A 15,689-nucleotide genomic window follows, 5' to 3' on the forward strand; every position below is an offset into this window, starting at 1 on the left:
CACGACTCCCGGGAGACCTCCTGCTCGCACTGCTGCTCCTCCACCTCGTGGCCGCGCTCTGCGCGCCGCTCCTCGTGCGCTGGTGGGGTCGGCAGGCGTTCCTCCCGCTGGCCCTCGTGCCGGCCACCGGCTTCGCCTGGGTGCTCGCCCAGCTCGCCCGCGTCCTCGACGGCGACGAGGTGGTCGAGCGCACGACCTGGATCCCCGCGCTCGAGCTGGACGTCGTGCTGCGGCTGGACGCGCTCTCCCTGACCCTCGCCGCGCTGGTCACCGGCGTCGGCGCGCTGGTGCTCCTCTACTGCGCGCGGTACTTCGAGCCGGGGGACGAGGGCACCGGCCGGTTCGCCGGCACCCTCACCGCCTTCGCCGGCTCGATGCTCGGCCTGGTCCTCGCCGACGACCTGCTGCTGCTCTACGTCTTCTGGGAGCTCACCACCGTCTTCTCCTTCCTGCTGATCGGCGGGTCGGGACGGCGGCTCGCGGCCCGGCGGGCGGCCACCCAGGCGCTGGTCCTCACCACCGCCGGCGGCCTGGCCATGCTGGTGGGGCTGATCCTGATCGGCGAGGCCAGCGGCAGCTACCTGCTCTCCGAGGTGGTGGCCGCCCCGGGCAGCGGGGCGTACATGACGGCCGGCACGGTGCTCGTCCTGGTCGGCGCGATCACCAAGTCGGCCCTGGTGCCGTTCCACTTCTGGCTGCCCGCGGCCATGGAGGCGCCCACGCCGGTCAGCGCCTACCTGCACGCCGCGGCGATGGTGAAGGCCGGCATCTACCTGGTCGCCCGGCTGGCGCCCGGGCTGGCCGACGTCCCCGGCTGGCGGCCCGTCCTGCTGGTGCTCGGCCTGGCCACCATGCTCGTCGGCGGCTACCGGGCGCTGCGGCAGACCGACCTCAAGCTGCTGCTCGCGTTCGGCACGGTCAGCCAGCTGGGCTTCCTCACCGTGCTGGTCGGCGCCGGCAGCCGCGAGCTGGCGGCCGCTGGGCTGGCCATGCTGGTGGCGCACGCGCTGTTCAAGGCGACGCTGTTCCTCGTCGTCGGCGTCGTCGACCACGCCACCGGCACCCGGGACCTGCGGGAGCTGTCCGGGCTGGGCCGCCGGCTGCCCGTGCTCGCCGCGATCGGCGGCCTGGCGGCCGCGTCGATGGCCGGCATCCCGCCGCTGCTGGGGTTCGTCGGCAAGGAGGCGGCGTTCACCGCACTGCTCGAGGGCGGCCTCGCCAACCGCACCGCCGCCGTTCTGGAGCTGACCGGGCTGGTGCTCGGCTCGGTCCTCACCGCCGCCTACACCTTCCGGTTCCTGTGGGGCGCCTTCGCCCGCAAGCCCGAGCTGCCCCCGACCGCGCCGCCGGCGCTGGTGCACCCGCCGGGTGCGCTGTTCCTCCTCGCGCCGGCCGTGCTCGCCGCCGCGAGCCTCGTGGCCGGGCCCGCCAGCACCTTGCTCGAGCCGCTGGTCGCGGAGTACGCGGACACGCTGCCGCTGATCGCGCCCGAGGCGGAGGAGCTGGCCCTGTGGCACGGCCTCCAGCCGGCCCTGCTGCTGTCGGCGCTCACGCTGCTCGGCGGTGCGGCGCTGTTCGCGGTGCGGACGCGGATCCAGCGGCTGCAGAAGCGGGTGGCGTTCGGCGCCTCGGCCGACGAGGGCTACTGGAACGTGATCCAGGCCCTCGACCGGCTCTCGGTGCTGCTCACGGGGACGACGCAGCGCGGCTCCCTGCCGGCCTACCTCGGCACCATCCTCGTCGTCGTCCTCGCGCTGCCGGGGACCGTGCTGCTCACCCGGGCACCGTGGCCGGGCGAGTGGCGGGCGTGGGACACGCCGGTCCAGGCGCTGGTCGGCGCGGTGGTGCTGGCGGCGGCCGGGCTCGCCGTTCGCATGCGGCAGCGGATGTCGGCGGTGCTCGTCGTGGGCGTCACCGGCTACGGGCTGGCCGTCCTCTTCGCGCTGCAGGGGGCACCCGACCTCGCGCTGACGCAGTTCCTCGTCGAGACGCTGACCCTGGTGACGTTCGTGCTGGTGCTGCGCAAGCTGCCCAAGGACATCACCGAGCGGCACCGCCCCCGCGAGCGGGTGGCCCGCGGCTTCCTGGCGATCGCGGTCGGCCTGCTCATGGCCGGTGTCGGGGCCGTCGCGCTGGCCTCCCGCACCGCCGAGCCGGTGTCGGTCGACTTCCCGGAGCAGGCCTACGAGTTCGGCGGCGGGGAGAACGTCGTCAACGTGACCCTGGTCGACATCCGGGCCTGGGACACCCTGGGCGAGATCTCCGTCCTCGTCGTGGCCGCGACGGGCGTGGCCAGCCTGGTGTTCCTGCGCCAGCGCACCGGCCTCATCGCCCGGGTCGCCCGCGACCGGCTGGCACGGGAGGACGGCGGGCGGCGGGCGCCGCGCCGGCGCTGGCTCGCCGCGAGCGCCACCCTCGCGCCGCAGCGGCGCTCGGTGATCCTCGAGGTGGTCACCAGGATGCTGTTCCACACCATCCTGGTGTTCTCCCTGTTCCTGCTCTTCTCCGGGCACAACGAGCCCGGCGGCGGGTTCGCCGGCGGCCTGGTCGCCGGCCTGGCCATGGTGCTGCGCTACCTGGCCGGCGGCCGCTACGAGCTGGGCGAGGCGGCCCCGGTGGACCCGGGCAAGGTGCTCGGCCTGGGCCTGCTCATCGCCGGCGGCTACGCGGTGACCGGCCTGGTCGGCGGCGGGGAGGTCCTGCAGTCGGTGATCTACCAGGTCACCCTGCCGGTGCTCGGCGACGTCAAGCTCGTCACCTCGCTGTTCTTCGACGTCGGCGTCTACCTGATCGTCGTCGGCCTGGTCCTCGACATCCTGCGCAGCCTCGGCGCCGAGCTCGACCGCGAGGAGGAGGCCGGCGCCTTCCCGGCCGAGGACCCCACCGGCGACACGGCCTCCGGAGCCGCCGTCCCCGAGGAGGTGACCGTCCGATGACCCCCACCGTCGTCCTGCCGGTGATCATCGGCGGGCTCTACGCCGCCGGCGTCTACCTGCTGCTCGACCGCAGCCTCACCCGCGTGCTGCTCGGCTTCCTGCTGCTGGGCAACGCCACCAACCTGCTGCTGCTGTCGGCCGGTGGGCCGGGTGGCCTCGCGCCGATCCTCGGCTACGCCGAGCCGGAGGAGATGAGCGATCCGCTGCCGCAGGCGCTGATCCTCACCGCGATCGTGATCACGTTCGCCGCGTCGGCGTTCCTGCTGGCGATGATCTACCGGTCCTGGCGGCTGGTCCGGCAGGAGGTCGTGGGCATCGACGAGGAGGACCGGCGGGTGGCCACCCGGTCCGGGATGGACTCCGACGAGCTCGACCCGGACGACCTCGCCGCGGAGGACCGCCCCGCCGGGCACGCCGACAGCCTGCGCGACGACGTCGACGAGCTGCTCGAGCGGCACTTCGCGGGCATCCCCTCCGACGACGTGGACCTCCCGCCGACGCAGGGGAGGAGCCGGTGACGAGCGCGCTCGCCCCGCTGCCGGTCCTGCTGCCCCTGCTGGGCGCCGCGGCGGCCCTGCTCACCGGCCACCGGCCGCGCATCCAGCGCACGGTGAGCACGCTGGTGCTCACCGGCGTGCTGGTGGTCTCCGTCGTCCTGCTGTTCCTCGCCGACGCCGAGGGCGCGACGGCGATCTCGGTCGGCGGCTGGCCGGTGCCGCTCGGCATCGTCCTGGTGGTGGACCGCCTGTCGGCGCTCATGCTCGTCGTCGCCTCGACGGTCGGCCTCGGTGTCCTCCTGTTCGGCATCGGGCAGGGCTCGGCCGACGGCGACGAGGAGACGCCGCTGTCGATCTTCCACCCCACCTTCCTGGTGCTGATCGCCGGCGTGAGCAACGCCTTCCTGGCCGGCGACCTGTTCAACCTCTACGTCGGGTTCGAGATCCTGCTGGTGGCCAGCTACGTGCTGCTCACGCTCGGGGGGACGGCGCCGCGGGTGCGCGGCGGCATCACCTACGTGGTCGTCAGCCTGTGCAGCTCGCTGCTGTTCCTCGGCGCGATCGGGCTGGTGTACGCCGCGACCGGGACGGTCAACCTCGCACAGCTGGCCGAGCGGCTCGACGACATCCCCGCCGGCACGGCGCTGCTCATCCAGTCGATGCTGCTGATCGCGTTCGGCATCAAGGCGGCCGTCTTCCCGCTCTACGCGTGGCTGCCCGACAGCTACCCGACCGCACCCGCCCCGGTCACCGCGGTCTTCGCCGGCCTGCTCACCAAGGTCGGCGTGTACGCGATCATCCGCACGCAGACGCTGCTGTTCCCCGGCGGCGTCCTCGACGACCTGCTGCTGTGGGCGGCGCTGGCCACGATGCTCATCGGCATCCTGGGCGCGGTCGCGCAGACCGACATCCGGCGGATGCTGTCGTTCACGCTGGTCAGCCACGTGGGTTACATGATCTTCGGGATCGGCCTGGCGACGGTGGGCGGGCTGGCCGGCGCGGTGTTCTACGTGGCGCACCACATCGCCATCCAGACCACGCTCTTCCTCGTCGCGGGGCTGGTCGAGCGCAAGGGCGGCTCGACGTCGATCGAGCGGCTCGGGGGGCTGGCGCGCCTGTCCCCGCTGCTGGCGGTCCTGTTCTTCGTGCCGGCCATGAACCTCGCCGGCATCCCGCCGCTGTCGGGGTTCATCGGCAAGGTGGGGCTGCTGCAGGCCGGGGTCGCCGAGGGGGGCGCGCTGGCGTTCACGCTGGTGGTCGGCGGGGTGGTGGCCAGCCTGCTGACGCTGGTGGCCATCGCGCGGGTGTGGACCCGGGCGTTCTGGCGGCCGCTGGCGGAACCGCAGGACGACGCCGACCGGGACGGCGCCGGCCGGGACGGCGCCGGCCGGGAGGACGGGGCGGCCGCGGGCGGGTCGCGCGCCTCGGGGGCCGGGGACGGCGGCGAGCTGACCGCGTGGGAGCGGCACCAGGCGGTGGCCACCGCCTCGCACCCGCAGGACGACGAGCCACCCGCGCGGATCAGCGAGCGGCCGCTGCCGTGGCTCATGGTGGGGGCGACCGCCGGGATGGTCGCGGTCACCCTCGTGCTGACGCTGGTCGCCGGGCCGCTGTACGGGCTGGCCGACCGGGCCGCGGCCGACCTGCTCGACCGCACGCCCTACATCGCGGCGGTGCTCGGCGGCGGGGGCGGCGGGTGAGCGCGCGTCCCGCGGGGCCGGGCTGGCGGCACCGCGTGCTGCCGCTGCTCTGGCTGGTGCTGGTGTGGAACCTGCTCTGGGGCACCTGGTCCTGGGCCAACCTGCTGTCGGGTCTGCTGGTCGCGCTGCTCGTCACGGTGCTGCTGCCGCTGCCACCGGAGGCCGGTGGCCTGCGCTTGCGGCCGTGGCCGGCGCTGGTGTACGTCACCCGGTTCCTGGCCGACCTCGTGGCGTCCTGCGTGCAGGTCGTGCTGCTGGCCTTGCGGGGCGGGCGGCCGCGGGGCGCGATCATCGCGGTGCAGGCGCGCACCGACAACGACCTGCTGCTGACCCTCCTGGCGGCGACCGTCTCGCTGATCCCCGGCTCGATCGTGCTGGAGCTCGACCGGGACCGGCGGGTGCTGGGCCTGCACGTGCTCGACGCGCGCGACGCCGCGGGCATCGAGGCGCAGAAGCAGCGGGTGCTCGCCGAGGAGGAGCGGATCGTCCGGGCCTTCGGCGGGCCGGACGACCTGGCGCGGCTGGGGCTGTCGGCCGGGGTGGCCGAGGCGGCCGCGGGGCTGGACGCGCGGGGAGGCCGGTCGTGACCGCCACCTACGCCGTCCTCTACGCGATGATCGGCCTCGGTTCGCTGCTGACCCTGGTCCGCCTGGCGCGCGGCCCCTCGCTGCTCGACCGGGTGGTGGCCACCGACACCCTGCTGGTGATCATCTCGGCCGGGCTGGCGGTGCACGCCGGCCTGGCCCGGGACCCGACCCTGGTCCGGGTGCTGGTCGTCGTGTCCCTGCTGGCGTTCGTCGGCTCGGTGTCGGTCGCCCGCTACATCGGCGGCATGCTGGTGCGCGCCGAGGAGGCGCGGGAACGGGAGGCCGAGGCGTGATCGAGTCGCCCGCTGACGTCGTGGCCCTGGTGTGCCTCGGCCTCGGCGCGTTCCTGTGCCTGTCGGCCGGGGTGGGGCTGCTGCGGTTCCCCGACGTCCTCGCCCGCATGCACGCCGGCACGAAGCCGCAGGTGCTCGGCGTGCTGCTGATCATGACTGGCGCCGCGATCCGGCTGCAGGGGTGGTCGGCCACCTGGATGCTGCTGCTCGTGGCGCTGTTCCAGATGCTCACCGCCCCGGTCAGCGCGCACATGGTCAGCCGGGTGGCCTACCGCCGCCGGCACGTGCGCCGCGACCTGCTGCTGGTCGACGAGCTGCGCACCGACGAGCCCGGCGGCCCGCACCACCGGGGCGACGAGCCGGCCGACGCGCCGCCCGGCTCGGCGAGCTAGCCGAGCTGCCCCAGGTAGAACGGCAGCCCCTGGTCGTCCCGGCACAGCGACGTGAGCCCGTAGGGCATCCGTTCGACCTCCCCGGCCTGCCCGCCGGCGGTGCGGACCGCGGCGACGGCCACCTCGAGGTCGTCGACGGCGTACAGGGGCACCGTGCCGGGCTCGTCGGAGCCGCCGCCGATGCCGACCATCGGGACCGGGCCCTCCACCTGCCAGCCGTCGGCCACCCGGCCGGGGACGGCGGCCCAGCCGAGCACCGCCCCGTAGAAGTCCCGGGCGCGGGCGCCGTCGGGCACCTGGAGGGTGAGGTAGACGGCGTCGCCGGGGCGGAGCGGCGGTCGCGGGGCGGCCGGCGCGGAGTCGAGCGCGTGCAGCATCCAGCGGTGCCCGTAGGGGTCGACGACGACGCCGACCCGGCCGCCGGGCGCCTCGGCGGGCGGGCGCTCGACGGTCGCACCCAGCTCGGCGGCGCGGGTGACGGCGGCCTCGACGTCGTCGACCGTGAGGTGCAGCGAGACCGCGGTCCCGCCGTCGCCCGGGCCGGTCAGGCCCAGCTCCGGGTACTCGTCGGCGAGGTAGAACGGCGCGCCGGCGATCTCCATCTCGGCGTGGCCGATCCGGTCGTCGTCCATCAGGTACGGGTCACCGACGACCCGGGCGCCGAGAGCCTCGCAGTACCAGTCCATCGCCGCCCGGGCGTCGCGGACGGAGAGGTAGGGCGTGAGCTGCGTCACGCCCCCATCCTCTCCGAGATCGGCCGCTACCGCTGGGCCCGGTTCACCGCCGACACCACCGCGCGCAACGAGGCGGTGACGATGTTCGGGTCGATGCCGACGCCCCACAGGACCCGGTCGCCGACGGCGCACTCGACGTAGGCGGCCGCCCGGGCGTCGCCGCCGGCCGACAGCGCGTGCTCGGCGTAGTCGAGCACCCGCACGTCGACGTCGAGGCCGCGCAGCGCGTCGACGAACGCGGCGATCGGACCGTTGCCCTGACCGGAGACGGTGACCGGGACGCCGGCGTCCTCCAGCTCGACGGTCATCTCGTCGAGCTTCTCACCGTGCGCCTGGTGGCGGTGGCCGGCCAGGCTGAACCGGCCCCAGGGCGCCGCCGGCTCGGGCAGGTACTCGCTGCTGAAGGCGGCCCACATCTGCTCGGCGGTGACCTCGCCGCCCTCGTCGTCGGTGTGCCGCTGGATGACCGCGCTGAACTCGATCTGCAGCCGGCGCGGCAGGTCCAGGTGGTGCTCGGTCTTCATGATGTAGGCGACGCCGCCCTTGCCGGACTGGCTGTTCACCCGGATGACGGCCTCGTAGCTGCGGCCGACGTCCTTGGGGTCGATCGGCAGGTAGGGGACCGCCCAGGTCATCTGGTCGACCGGCCGGCCGGCGGCCTGCGCGTCGACCTCCAGCGCCTTGAAGCCCTTGTTGATGGCGTCCTGGTGGGAGCCGGAGAAGGCGGTGTAGACCAGGTCGCCGCCGTAGGGGTGCCGCTCGTGCACGCCGATCTGGTTGCAGTACTCGACGGTGCGGCGGATCTCGTCGATGTCGGAGAAGTCGATCTGCGGGTCGATGCCCTGGCTGAACAGGTTCAGGCCCAGGGTGACCAGGTCGACGTTGCCGGTGCGCTCGCCGTTGCCGAACAGGCAGCCCTCGATGCGGTCGGCCCCGGCGCGGTAGCCCAGTTCGGCGGCGGCCACGGCCGTGCCGCGGTCGTTGTGCGGGTGCAGGCTCAGCACGACCGCGTCGCGGCGGCCGAGGTTGCGGTGCATCCACTCAATCTGGTCGGCGTAGACGGTCGGCTCGGCCATCTCGACGGTGGCCGGCAGGTTGAGGATCGTGGGCCGGTCGGCGGTCGGCTCCCAGACGTCGGTGACGGCGTTGCAGACCTCCACGGCGAAGTCCAGCTCGGTGCCGGTGAAGGACTCGGGGGAGTACTCGAACCGGATCTCGGTGTCGCCGGCCTGCTCGGCCAGCTTGCGCACCAGCTGCGCGCCGTGGACGGCGATGTCGACGATGCCGGCGCGGTCGGAGCCGAAGACGACCCGCCGCTGCAGCGTGCTGGTGGAGTTGTACAGGTGCACGATCGCCTGGTTCGCGCCGCGCAGGGACTCGAAGGTGCGCTCGATCAGCTCGTCACGGGCCTGGGTCAGCACCTGGATCGTGACGTCGTCGGGGACCAGGTCCTCCTCGACGAGCTGGCGGACGAAGTCGTAGTCGGTCTGGCTGGCCGCCGGGAACCCGACCTCGATCTCCTTGTAGCCCATGCGGACCAGCAGCTCGAACATCCGCCGCTTGCGGTCGGGCGTCATCGGGTCGATCAGGGCCTGGTTGCCGTCGCGCAGGTCGACCGCGCACCAGCGCGGGGCGGCGGTGGTGACCTTCTCCGGCCAGGTGCGGTCCGGCAGGTCGATCGGGGTGAAGGGGACGTACCGGTGGACCGGCATCCCCGAGGGCTGCTGGGGATTGCGTACGTGCGGGTGCTGCGAAGGGGTGGTCACGGGATTCTCGCTCCTCGGGCGCGGGCTGGACTCAGCTCCGTCGTGGGGCGGTCAGCAGGCGCCGGGGAACGCTCCAGGCCACGGCGGGATCCCCGCGGCGAGGGGGCCGACCTAGGAGAGGGCCTCGCCGCGGCGGGTAAGCAGGAGGCTGCCGCGCACGGGCCCACGGTAGCAGCGGCTCAACCCACATCGCACACACACGGGCAGCCGTCGGCGTGTACGGGCCGTTCGCCCGTGTCCAGCTCGGCGCACTCCGGTGGGCACTCGCAGACCCACTCGGGCTGCTCGCGCACCTCGCCGGCGTCCCGCCGCCGACGGAACTCCTCGTCGAGCTCCTGCCGGAGGGCCCGTGCCCGCGCGGCCCTGCGTTCCCACGGTGCGTCGCCCGGCTGCGGGAGCTGGTGGTCGCCCGGGGTGCCGAGGCGGCCGCGCCAGAAGTCGCGGGTCCAGCGCACGCGGTCGAACGTGTACCAGGGCTGCTCCCGGCTGTACCGCTCGTCTCCGTGCCACCAGTCCTGGTCGCCGTAGCGCGTGTCCAGGTGGGCGGGGAACCGGCGGCCGGCCATGTCCCGGACCGCACCGTCGGCCATGCCGGTGACCTCCGCCCCGGTGTCGTCCAGGAGCGCCAGCTGCCATCCCGCCAGTGCCGCTGCCCGCGCCAGGATGCGCGCGTCCAGGCCAGCTGAGCCGCTCTCCGCGGCTGCGACGGCCGACTTGGAGATCCCCAGGCGGGCGGCCAGTTCCCGTTGGGAGAGGTCCGCCGTGCGCCGGATCCGCCGGAGCGCTCCGGTCAACTCGAACGACGCCACGGCGGCAGGGTGCCCGCCGGGCACGGGCACTGGGCCACCGTCCGCGGATCTGTGGACGGGCGGCGCACCCGAGGAGGAATGTGTGCGGGGCCGGGGAGGCGCCGTGGCGGTCAGAACGTGCGCTTGAGGCGCAGGCGCAGGGGGCGGCCGTCGGGGTCGTCGAAGAGGCGGTAGACCGGCGTCGCCCAGAGCCGGGTGACCAGCGAGAGCTGCTCGGGGGAGTGGTGGCGCAGCCGCCCCGGCGGGCGCGGTCCCTGCCGGCCGCCCTCGTGCCAGGCGTCGAGGGCGTCGGCGCTGGCGACCAGCGCCTCGACGAAGCGGCCGGGGTCGACCAGGTCGTCGTCCTCGCTGCCGTCGGCCGCCCGGTCGAGGTGCTCGCGGGCCAGTTGGAGGCGCAGGTCGCGGGCGAACACCCGGGCGCACTCACCGGTGCCGGCCGGGTCGCGCGGCTCCCGCGGGTCGAGGGTGGTGTCGAGGACGGCGGAGGAGAGCTCGCTGTCGTGGGTCCAGGACCGGCGGTTGAAGTTGTCGCTGCCGACGCTGGCCCAGGTGTCGTCGACCACGCAGACCTTGGCGTGCACGTACACCGGCGTGCCCTCGTGGTTCTCGACGTCGAAGACGTGCACGCGGTCGCGACCGGCCCGCCGGCACATCTCGATCGCCTGCCACCGCCCGACGTACTGCGGCAGCTCGGCGAAGGCGCCCTCCTGGTCGGGCACCCGCGGCACGACGACCACCAGGTGCAGGTCCGGGCGTGCGGCCAGCGCCTCGGCGAACAGCCGGGCGACGTCGGCCGACCACATGTACTGGTCCTCCAGGTACACCAGCCGGCGGGCCCGGTTGATGGCCTTCGAGTAGCCCCGGGCCACCGACCGCTCGCCCTTCGGCGCGAAGTCGTAGGGCGGCCGGATCGCGGGGTACGTGCGCAGCGTCTGCACGAGGTGCGGTCCGCACTCCCGCGGCGGGGGCAGCTGCGGGGGCAGCGGCGGCGGGTCGAGCCGGGCGTGGTGCAGCTTGTCGCGCACCCAGGCGATCGGGTGGTCGACGTCGGCGTTGGTCGGGTCCTCCCAGCGCTCGCGAAAGGCGGTGTCGAGCACGTGCACGGCCGGGCCGCGCAGCATGAGCTGCACGTCGTGCCACGGCGGCCGCTCCCCGTACACCGAAGCCATCTGCACCGGCTGCGGGTCGCCGAGGTGCCGGGCGTCGTCCCGCCGGGAGTGGCACAGGTCGATGCCACCGGCGAAGGCGACGTCCCGGGACGGGTCACCGGCGTGCCGCAGCACCACGAACTTCTGGTGGTGGCTGCCGAACCGCCGCACCCGCTGGTCGAGCACCATCTGCCCGCCGTCGTGCTCGATCTCCTCGTCGAGCGCGCGGTTCTCCTCCTTGCTGAACGACGCCCGGTCCATGTGCGAGCGCCACACCAGCCCGCGGACGGCGACCCCGCGGCGGGCCGCCTCCTCGAACAGCTGGGCCACGGTCGGGCCGTCCTCGCGCAGCTTCTGGTCGGGATCGCCGCGCCAGTCGGTGAAGAACAGGTGGTCACCCCTGCCGAGCGCCTCGACCTCCTCGACGAGCCGGTCGAAGTAGGTCGTCCCGTGGACCAGCGGCTCGGCGAGGTTGCCCGCCGTCCAGGCCGGCAGCGCCGTCGCGGGGTTGCCCCGCTCCCCGGCGCTGAGCAGCCACTGCTCCGGATCGTCCACCCGGCGACGGTAGCCTGTTGACCCGTGGCACTCGTCGTCCAGAAGTACGGCGGCTCGTCCGTCGCCTCCGCAGCGCACATCAAGCGTGTCGCCGAGCGGATCGTGAGCGCCAAGAAGGACGGCCACGACGTCGTCGTCGTGGTCTCCGCCATGGGCGACACCACCGACGAGCTGCTCGACCAGGCCAGCCAGATCACCGACGACCCGCCCGGTCGCGAGCTGGACATGCTGCTCACCGCCGGCGAGCGCATCTCCATGGCGCTGCTGGCGATCGCCATCTCCACGCACGGCTACGAGGCCCGGTCGTTCACCGGCTCGCAGGCCGGCGTGATCACGACGTCCAGCCACGGCAAGGCCCGGATCATCGACGTGACCCCCGGCCGGCTGCGCTCGGCCCTCGACGAGGGCTCGATCGTCATCGTCGCCGGCTTCCAGGGCGTCAGCCAGGACACCAAGGACATCACGACGCTGGGACGCGGCGGCTCGGACACCACCGCCGTCGCCGTGGCGGCCGCGCTGCAGGCCGACGTCTGCGAGATCTACACCGACGTCGACGGCGTCTTCACCGCCGACCCGCGGATCGTCCCCAACGCCAAGCGGCTGCAGACCATCACCTACGAGGAGATGCTCGAACTCGCCGCCTCCGGGGCCAAGGTGCTCATGCTGCGCTGCGTCGAGTACGCCCGCCGCTACGGCATCCCCGTGCACGTCCGCAGCTCCTACTCACAGCTCCCCGGCACGACCGTGACCGGCTCGATGGAGGACCTCTCGGTGGAACAGGCGATCATCACCGGCGTCGCGCACGACCGCAGCGAGGGCAAGATCACCGTCTACGGCGTGCCCGACCGGCCGGGCGAGGCGGCGCAGATCTTCCGCGTCCTCGCCGACGCCGAGATCAACATCGACATGATCGTGCAGAACGTGTCGGCCGAGGCCAGCAAGCTGGCCGACATCTCCTTCACGCTGCCCAAGAGCGACGGCCCGGCCGCGCTGGCCGCGCTGGAGAAGGTCAAGAACACCGTCGGCTTCACCGACGTCAGCTTCGACCAGCACATCGGCAAGGTGTCGCTGGTCGGCGCGGGCATGCGCTCGCACCCCGGCGTGTCGGCGCGGTTCTTCGGCGCCCTGGCGGACGCGGGCGTCAACCTGGAGCTGATCAGCACCTCGGAGATCCGCATCTCCGTGGTCTGCCGCGACACCGACGTGGACGTCGCGGTGCGCGCGGTGCACGACGCCTTCGAGCTCGGCACCGAGGACGTCGAGGCCGTGGTGTACGGAGGAACCGGACGATGAGCATCTTCAAGCAGGACGGGCTGCGCGTCGGCGTCGTCGGCGCCACCGGCCAGGTCGGCGCCGTCATGCGCCGGATCCTGGCGGAGCGGGACTTCCCGATCAGCGAGCTGCGCTTCTTCGCCTCCGCCCGGTCGGCCGGCAGCACCCTGCCCTGGGACGGCGGGGAGATCACCGTCGAGGACGCCGCGGTCGCCGACCCCAGCGGCCTCGACGTCGCCCTGTTCTCGGCCGGCGCAAGCACCTCGCGGGTGCAGGCCCCGCGGTTCGCCGAGGCCGGCGTCACCGTGATCGACAACAGCTCGGCCTTCCGGCGCGACCCCGACGTCCCGCTGATCGTGGCAGAGGTGAACCCGCACGCCCTCGCCGAGATGCGCAAGGGCATCATCGCCAACCCGAACTGCACCACCATGGCCGCGATGCCGGTGCTCAAGCCGCTGCACGACGAGGCGCAGCTGGTCCGCATCGTCGCGAGCACCTACCAGGCGGTGTCCGGCAGCGGCCTGGCCGGCGTCGAGGAGCTCGACACCCAGGTGAAGTCGGTCGTCGACAAGGCCGCCGAGCTCACCCACGACGGCTCGGCGGTCACCTTCCCCGAGCCGGTCAAGTACGTGCGGCCGATCGCGTTCAACGTGCTGCCGATGGCCGGCTCCCTGGTGGACGACGGCACGTTCGAGACCGACGAGGAGCAGAAGCTCCGCAACGAGAGCCGGAAGATCCTCGGCATCCCCGAGCTGCTGGTCTCGGGCACCTGCGTGCGGGTGCCGGTCTTCACCGGCCACTCGCTGTCGCTCAACGTCGAGTTCGCCCGGCCGCTGTCGGTCGAGCGCGCCACCGAGCTGCTCACCGGCGCCCCCGGTGTCGAGCTCTCCACGGTGCCCAACCCGCTGCAGGCGGCCGGCCAGGACCCGAGCTACGTCGGCCGCATCCGGCAGGACCCGGGCGTCCCGGACGGCCGCGGCCTCGCGCTGTTCGTCAGCAACGACAACCTGCGCAAGGGCGCAGCGCTCAACACCGTCCAGATCGCGGAGCTGGTGGCACGGTCCCGCTAGGGCTGCACGTGGCGTAGCGCGAAGCCCAGGGCCACCTCGACCTGGCGGATCGTCTCCTCGATCACCAGCGACCCGTGCCCGGCGTCGAACCGGTACACCTCGTGCTGCTTGCCCAGCCGCTCCAGCTCGCCCAGGTAGTTCTCGATCTGCCGGATGGGGCAGCGCGGGTCGTTGGCGCCGGCCACGACGAGCACCGGCGCGGCGACGGCGTCGACGTAGGTGATCGGCGACGAGCGCACGTAGACGTCGCGCACCTCCTCCGGTGACCCGCCGAACAGCGCCCGGTCGTAGGCCCGCAGGCCCTCCATCTCGTCCTCGTACGCGGCCAGGTAGTCCGCGACGGGCACCTCGGCGATGCCCGCGGCCCACCGCTCGGGCTGGGTGCCCAGCCCCAGCAGGGTGAGGAAGCCGCCCCAGGAGCCGCCGGAGAGGATCGCGCGGGCCGGGTCGACGACGCCCTCGGCCACCAGCGCGTCGTGGACCGCGCCGACGTCCTCGAGCTCGGTCAGCCCGGGCCGCCCGGTGAGCGCGTCGCGCCAGACGCTGCCGTAGCCCGTGGAGCCGCGGTAGTTCACGTGCACGACCGCGTAGCCGGCGTCGACGTAGGCCGCGCGCCGGGCCCGGTACGAGTCGTCGTCGAGCGACTCGGGGCCGCCGTGCACCAGGAAGGCGGTTGCGTACGGCGCCGGCCGGTCCGGCGGGCGGACCAGCAGCGCGTGCACCTCACCGCCGGGGCCGTCGACCCACCGGTCCTCGATCGGGTACGCGGCGGGCGGCGCGACCTCCGACACCGACAGGACCACGGGGCCGTTGGCCCGGCGCACCACCGGCGGCTCCACCGACGACGACCAGGCCAGCTCCACCGTGCCGTCGGGGCGGGCCGTTGCCCCCCGCACGACCCCCGGCGGGGTGTCCAGCCGCTCCAGGAACCCCGTGGACAGGTCGTATCGGTACAGCTCGCTGCGGGCCGCTGAGTCGTGGCCCACCAGCAGCGCAGAGCCGTCGGGGTAGAAGCCGGCGCTCACGTCGCCGGGCAGGTCGAGCACGATCTCGGTCTCCTCGCCGGTCGCGAGGTCCCAGACGAGCAGCTCCTCGCGGCCGCGCCGCTCGTGGCCGACCAGCAGCCGGCGGTCACCGGGCAGCGGGCCGAACTCCAGCGCGTGCAGACCGCGCCCCTCGCCGTCCCACTTGTCCGCCACCACCGCGTCGTCCGCCGTCCGCAGCACCCGCAGCGCCGGGTAGCGCGGGTCGCCGTGCTCGGAGTGGGAGATCACCAGCAGCTCGTCGTCGCGGCTGAGCGCGTCGACCGACGCCGGGTCCTCGTGCCGGTAGACCACCCGCGGCGTGCCGCCGTGCGGCGCCACCCACAGCTCGCTGCCGTCGTCGGTCGACCGCCCGACGGCGACCAGCGTGCGCCCCACCTCCAGGCCCGCCGGGTAGGCCGGCCCGACCTCGGGCAGCGGCTCGGTGTCCGGGCCGCCGTCGAACGGCTGGGTGCGCCAGGTGCCGAACTCGTCGCCGTCGGTGTCGGCGAACCACCAGACCGTGCCGCCGTCGGGGGAGAGGGTGGCGATCAGCGTGCCGTTGGGCCGGTCGGTGACCTGGCGGTGGCGGTCGTTCGCCCGATCCCAGGCGTACTGCTCCACGACGCCGCTGACGTCGGAGGCGTACAGGCAGCGGTCCGGCGCGTCCTCGGCCCACTCGGGCAGGCTCACCCGCGGTGCGCGGAACCGGGCCTGCCAGCGGGCGGTGACCTCCGGGGAGAGGGCCGGGGCCTCGGGCGCTGCAGAACTCAACGCGACCTCCTCGTGGAACGACTCAGGGGCCGCCTGGTCGGCGGCCCCTGAGCAGGTGGTCGGGGTGACAGGATTTGAACCTGCGACCTCGTCGTCCCGAACGACGCGCGCTACCAAGCTGCGCCACACCCCGA

General features: G+C 73.8%; 13 protein-coding genes and 1 tRNA gene. 8 read left to right on the forward strand and 6 right to left on the reverse strand.

The features are described from left to right. Positions 1 to 32: 32 nt before the first annotated feature. The 6 genes from ACI8AF_RS01380 to mnhG are packed head-to-tail and all read left to right on the forward strand — an operon-like array spanning position 33 to position 6,405. Entirely contained in the window at positions 33 to 2,936 is a 2,904-nt protein-coding gene (locus tag ACI8AF_RS01380; RefSeq protein ID WP_456538037.1) for a Na+/H+ antiporter subunit A, read from the forward strand. Beyond that, positions 2,933 to 3,454: a Na(+)/H(+) antiporter subunit C gene (locus tag ACI8AF_RS01385; protein WP_456537858.1), complete on the forward strand. Its 522-nt coding sequence runs from the start codon at positions 2,933 to 2,935 to the stop codon at positions 3,452 to 3,454. The genes ACI8AF_RS01380 and ACI8AF_RS01385 overlap by 4 nt, the downstream gene beginning before the upstream one ends. Further along, the gene (locus tag ACI8AF_RS01390) at positions 3,451 to 5,133 is read left to right on the forward strand and encodes a Na+/H+ antiporter subunit D (RefSeq protein ID WP_456537859.1); all 1,683 of its coding nucleotides are present in this window, start codon (positions 3,451 to 3,453) and stop codon (positions 5,131 to 5,133) included. The genes ACI8AF_RS01385 and ACI8AF_RS01390 overlap by 4 nt, the downstream gene beginning before the upstream one ends. Then, entirely contained in the window at positions 5,130 to 5,720 is a 591-nt protein-coding gene (locus tag ACI8AF_RS01395) for a Na+/H+ antiporter subunit E (RefSeq protein WP_456537860.1), read from the forward strand. Before ACI8AF_RS01390 ends, ACI8AF_RS01395 begins: the two co-directional genes overlap by 4 nt. Beyond that, positions 5,717 to 6,013, forward strand: a complete 297-nt coding sequence (locus ACI8AF_RS01400) for a monovalent cation/H+ antiporter complex subunit F (protein WP_456537861.1) — start codon at positions 5,717 to 5,719, stop codon at positions 6,011 to 6,013. The genes ACI8AF_RS01395 and ACI8AF_RS01400 overlap by 4 nt, the downstream gene beginning before the upstream one ends. Beyond that, positions 6,010 to 6,405 (forward strand): monovalent cation/H(+) antiporter subunit G, encoded by a 396-nt coding sequence (gene mnhG / locus ACI8AF_RS01405; protein ID WP_456537862.1) that lies wholly within the window; start codon positions 6,010 to 6,012, stop codon positions 6,403 to 6,405. The genes ACI8AF_RS01400 and mnhG overlap by 4 nt, the downstream gene beginning before the upstream one ends. Here the strand turns inward: mnhG and ACI8AF_RS01410 are convergent. From ACI8AF_RS01410 to ACI8AF_RS01425, 4 genes are all read right to left on the reverse strand, one after another. Continuing rightward, entirely contained in the window at positions 6,402 to 7,139 is a 738-nt protein-coding gene (locus tag ACI8AF_RS01410) for a VOC family protein (RefSeq protein WP_456537863.1), read from the reverse strand. The genes mnhG and ACI8AF_RS01410 overlap by 4 nt on opposite strands. Positions 7,140 to 7,165: 26 nt before the next feature. Then, positions 7,166 to 8,905: a 2-isopropylmalate synthase gene (leuA, locus tag ACI8AF_RS01415; RefSeq protein WP_456537864.1), complete on the reverse strand. Its 1,740-nt coding sequence runs from the start codon at positions 8,903 to 8,905 to the stop codon at positions 7,166 to 7,168. A 179-nt stretch (positions 8,906 to 9,084) separates the two neighbouring features. Next, positions 9,085 to 9,714, reverse strand: coding sequence for a helix-turn-helix domain-containing protein (locus ACI8AF_RS01420; protein WP_456537865.1), 630 nt, complete (start codon positions 9,712 to 9,714; stop codon positions 9,085 to 9,087). Positions 9,715 to 9,824: 110 nt separating this feature from the next. After that, on the reverse strand, positions 9,825 to 11,417 hold the full coding sequence (locus ACI8AF_RS01425) for a phospholipase D family protein (protein ID WP_456537866.1): 1,593 nt from the start codon (positions 11,415 to 11,417) through the stop codon (positions 9,825 to 9,827). A gap of 24 nt (positions 11,418 to 11,441) precedes the next feature. Between ACI8AF_RS01425 and ACI8AF_RS01430 the strand changes: the two genes are divergently transcribed. Together ACI8AF_RS01430 and ACI8AF_RS01435 are read left to right on the forward strand one after the other, a co-directional pair. Continuing rightward, on the forward strand, positions 11,442 to 12,710 hold the full coding sequence (locus ACI8AF_RS01430; RefSeq protein ID WP_456537867.1) for an aspartate kinase: 1,269 nt from the start codon (positions 11,442 to 11,444) through the stop codon (positions 12,708 to 12,710). Next, entirely contained in the window at positions 12,707 to 13,759 is a 1,053-nt protein-coding gene (locus ACI8AF_RS01435) for an aspartate-semialdehyde dehydrogenase (protein WP_456537868.1), read from the forward strand. The genes ACI8AF_RS01430 and ACI8AF_RS01435 overlap by 4 nt, the downstream gene beginning before the upstream one ends. Here ACI8AF_RS01435 and ACI8AF_RS01440 read toward each other — a convergent pair. Together ACI8AF_RS01440 and ACI8AF_RS01445 are read right to left on the reverse strand one after the other, a co-directional pair. Further along, positions 13,756 to 15,555, reverse strand: a complete 1,800-nt coding sequence (locus ACI8AF_RS01440) for a S9 family peptidase (RefSeq protein WP_456537869.1) — start codon at positions 15,553 to 15,555, stop codon at positions 13,756 to 13,758. The two genes, ACI8AF_RS01435 and ACI8AF_RS01440, sit on opposite strands and share 4 nt — an antisense overlap. 56 nt (positions 15,556 to 15,611) lie before the next feature. Next, a tRNA-Pro gene (locus ACI8AF_RS01445) sits at positions 15,612 to 15,688 on the reverse strand. Position 15,689: the final 1 nt, after the last annotated feature.

Source organism: Blastococcus sp. SYSU D00669 (assembly GCF_054050715.1).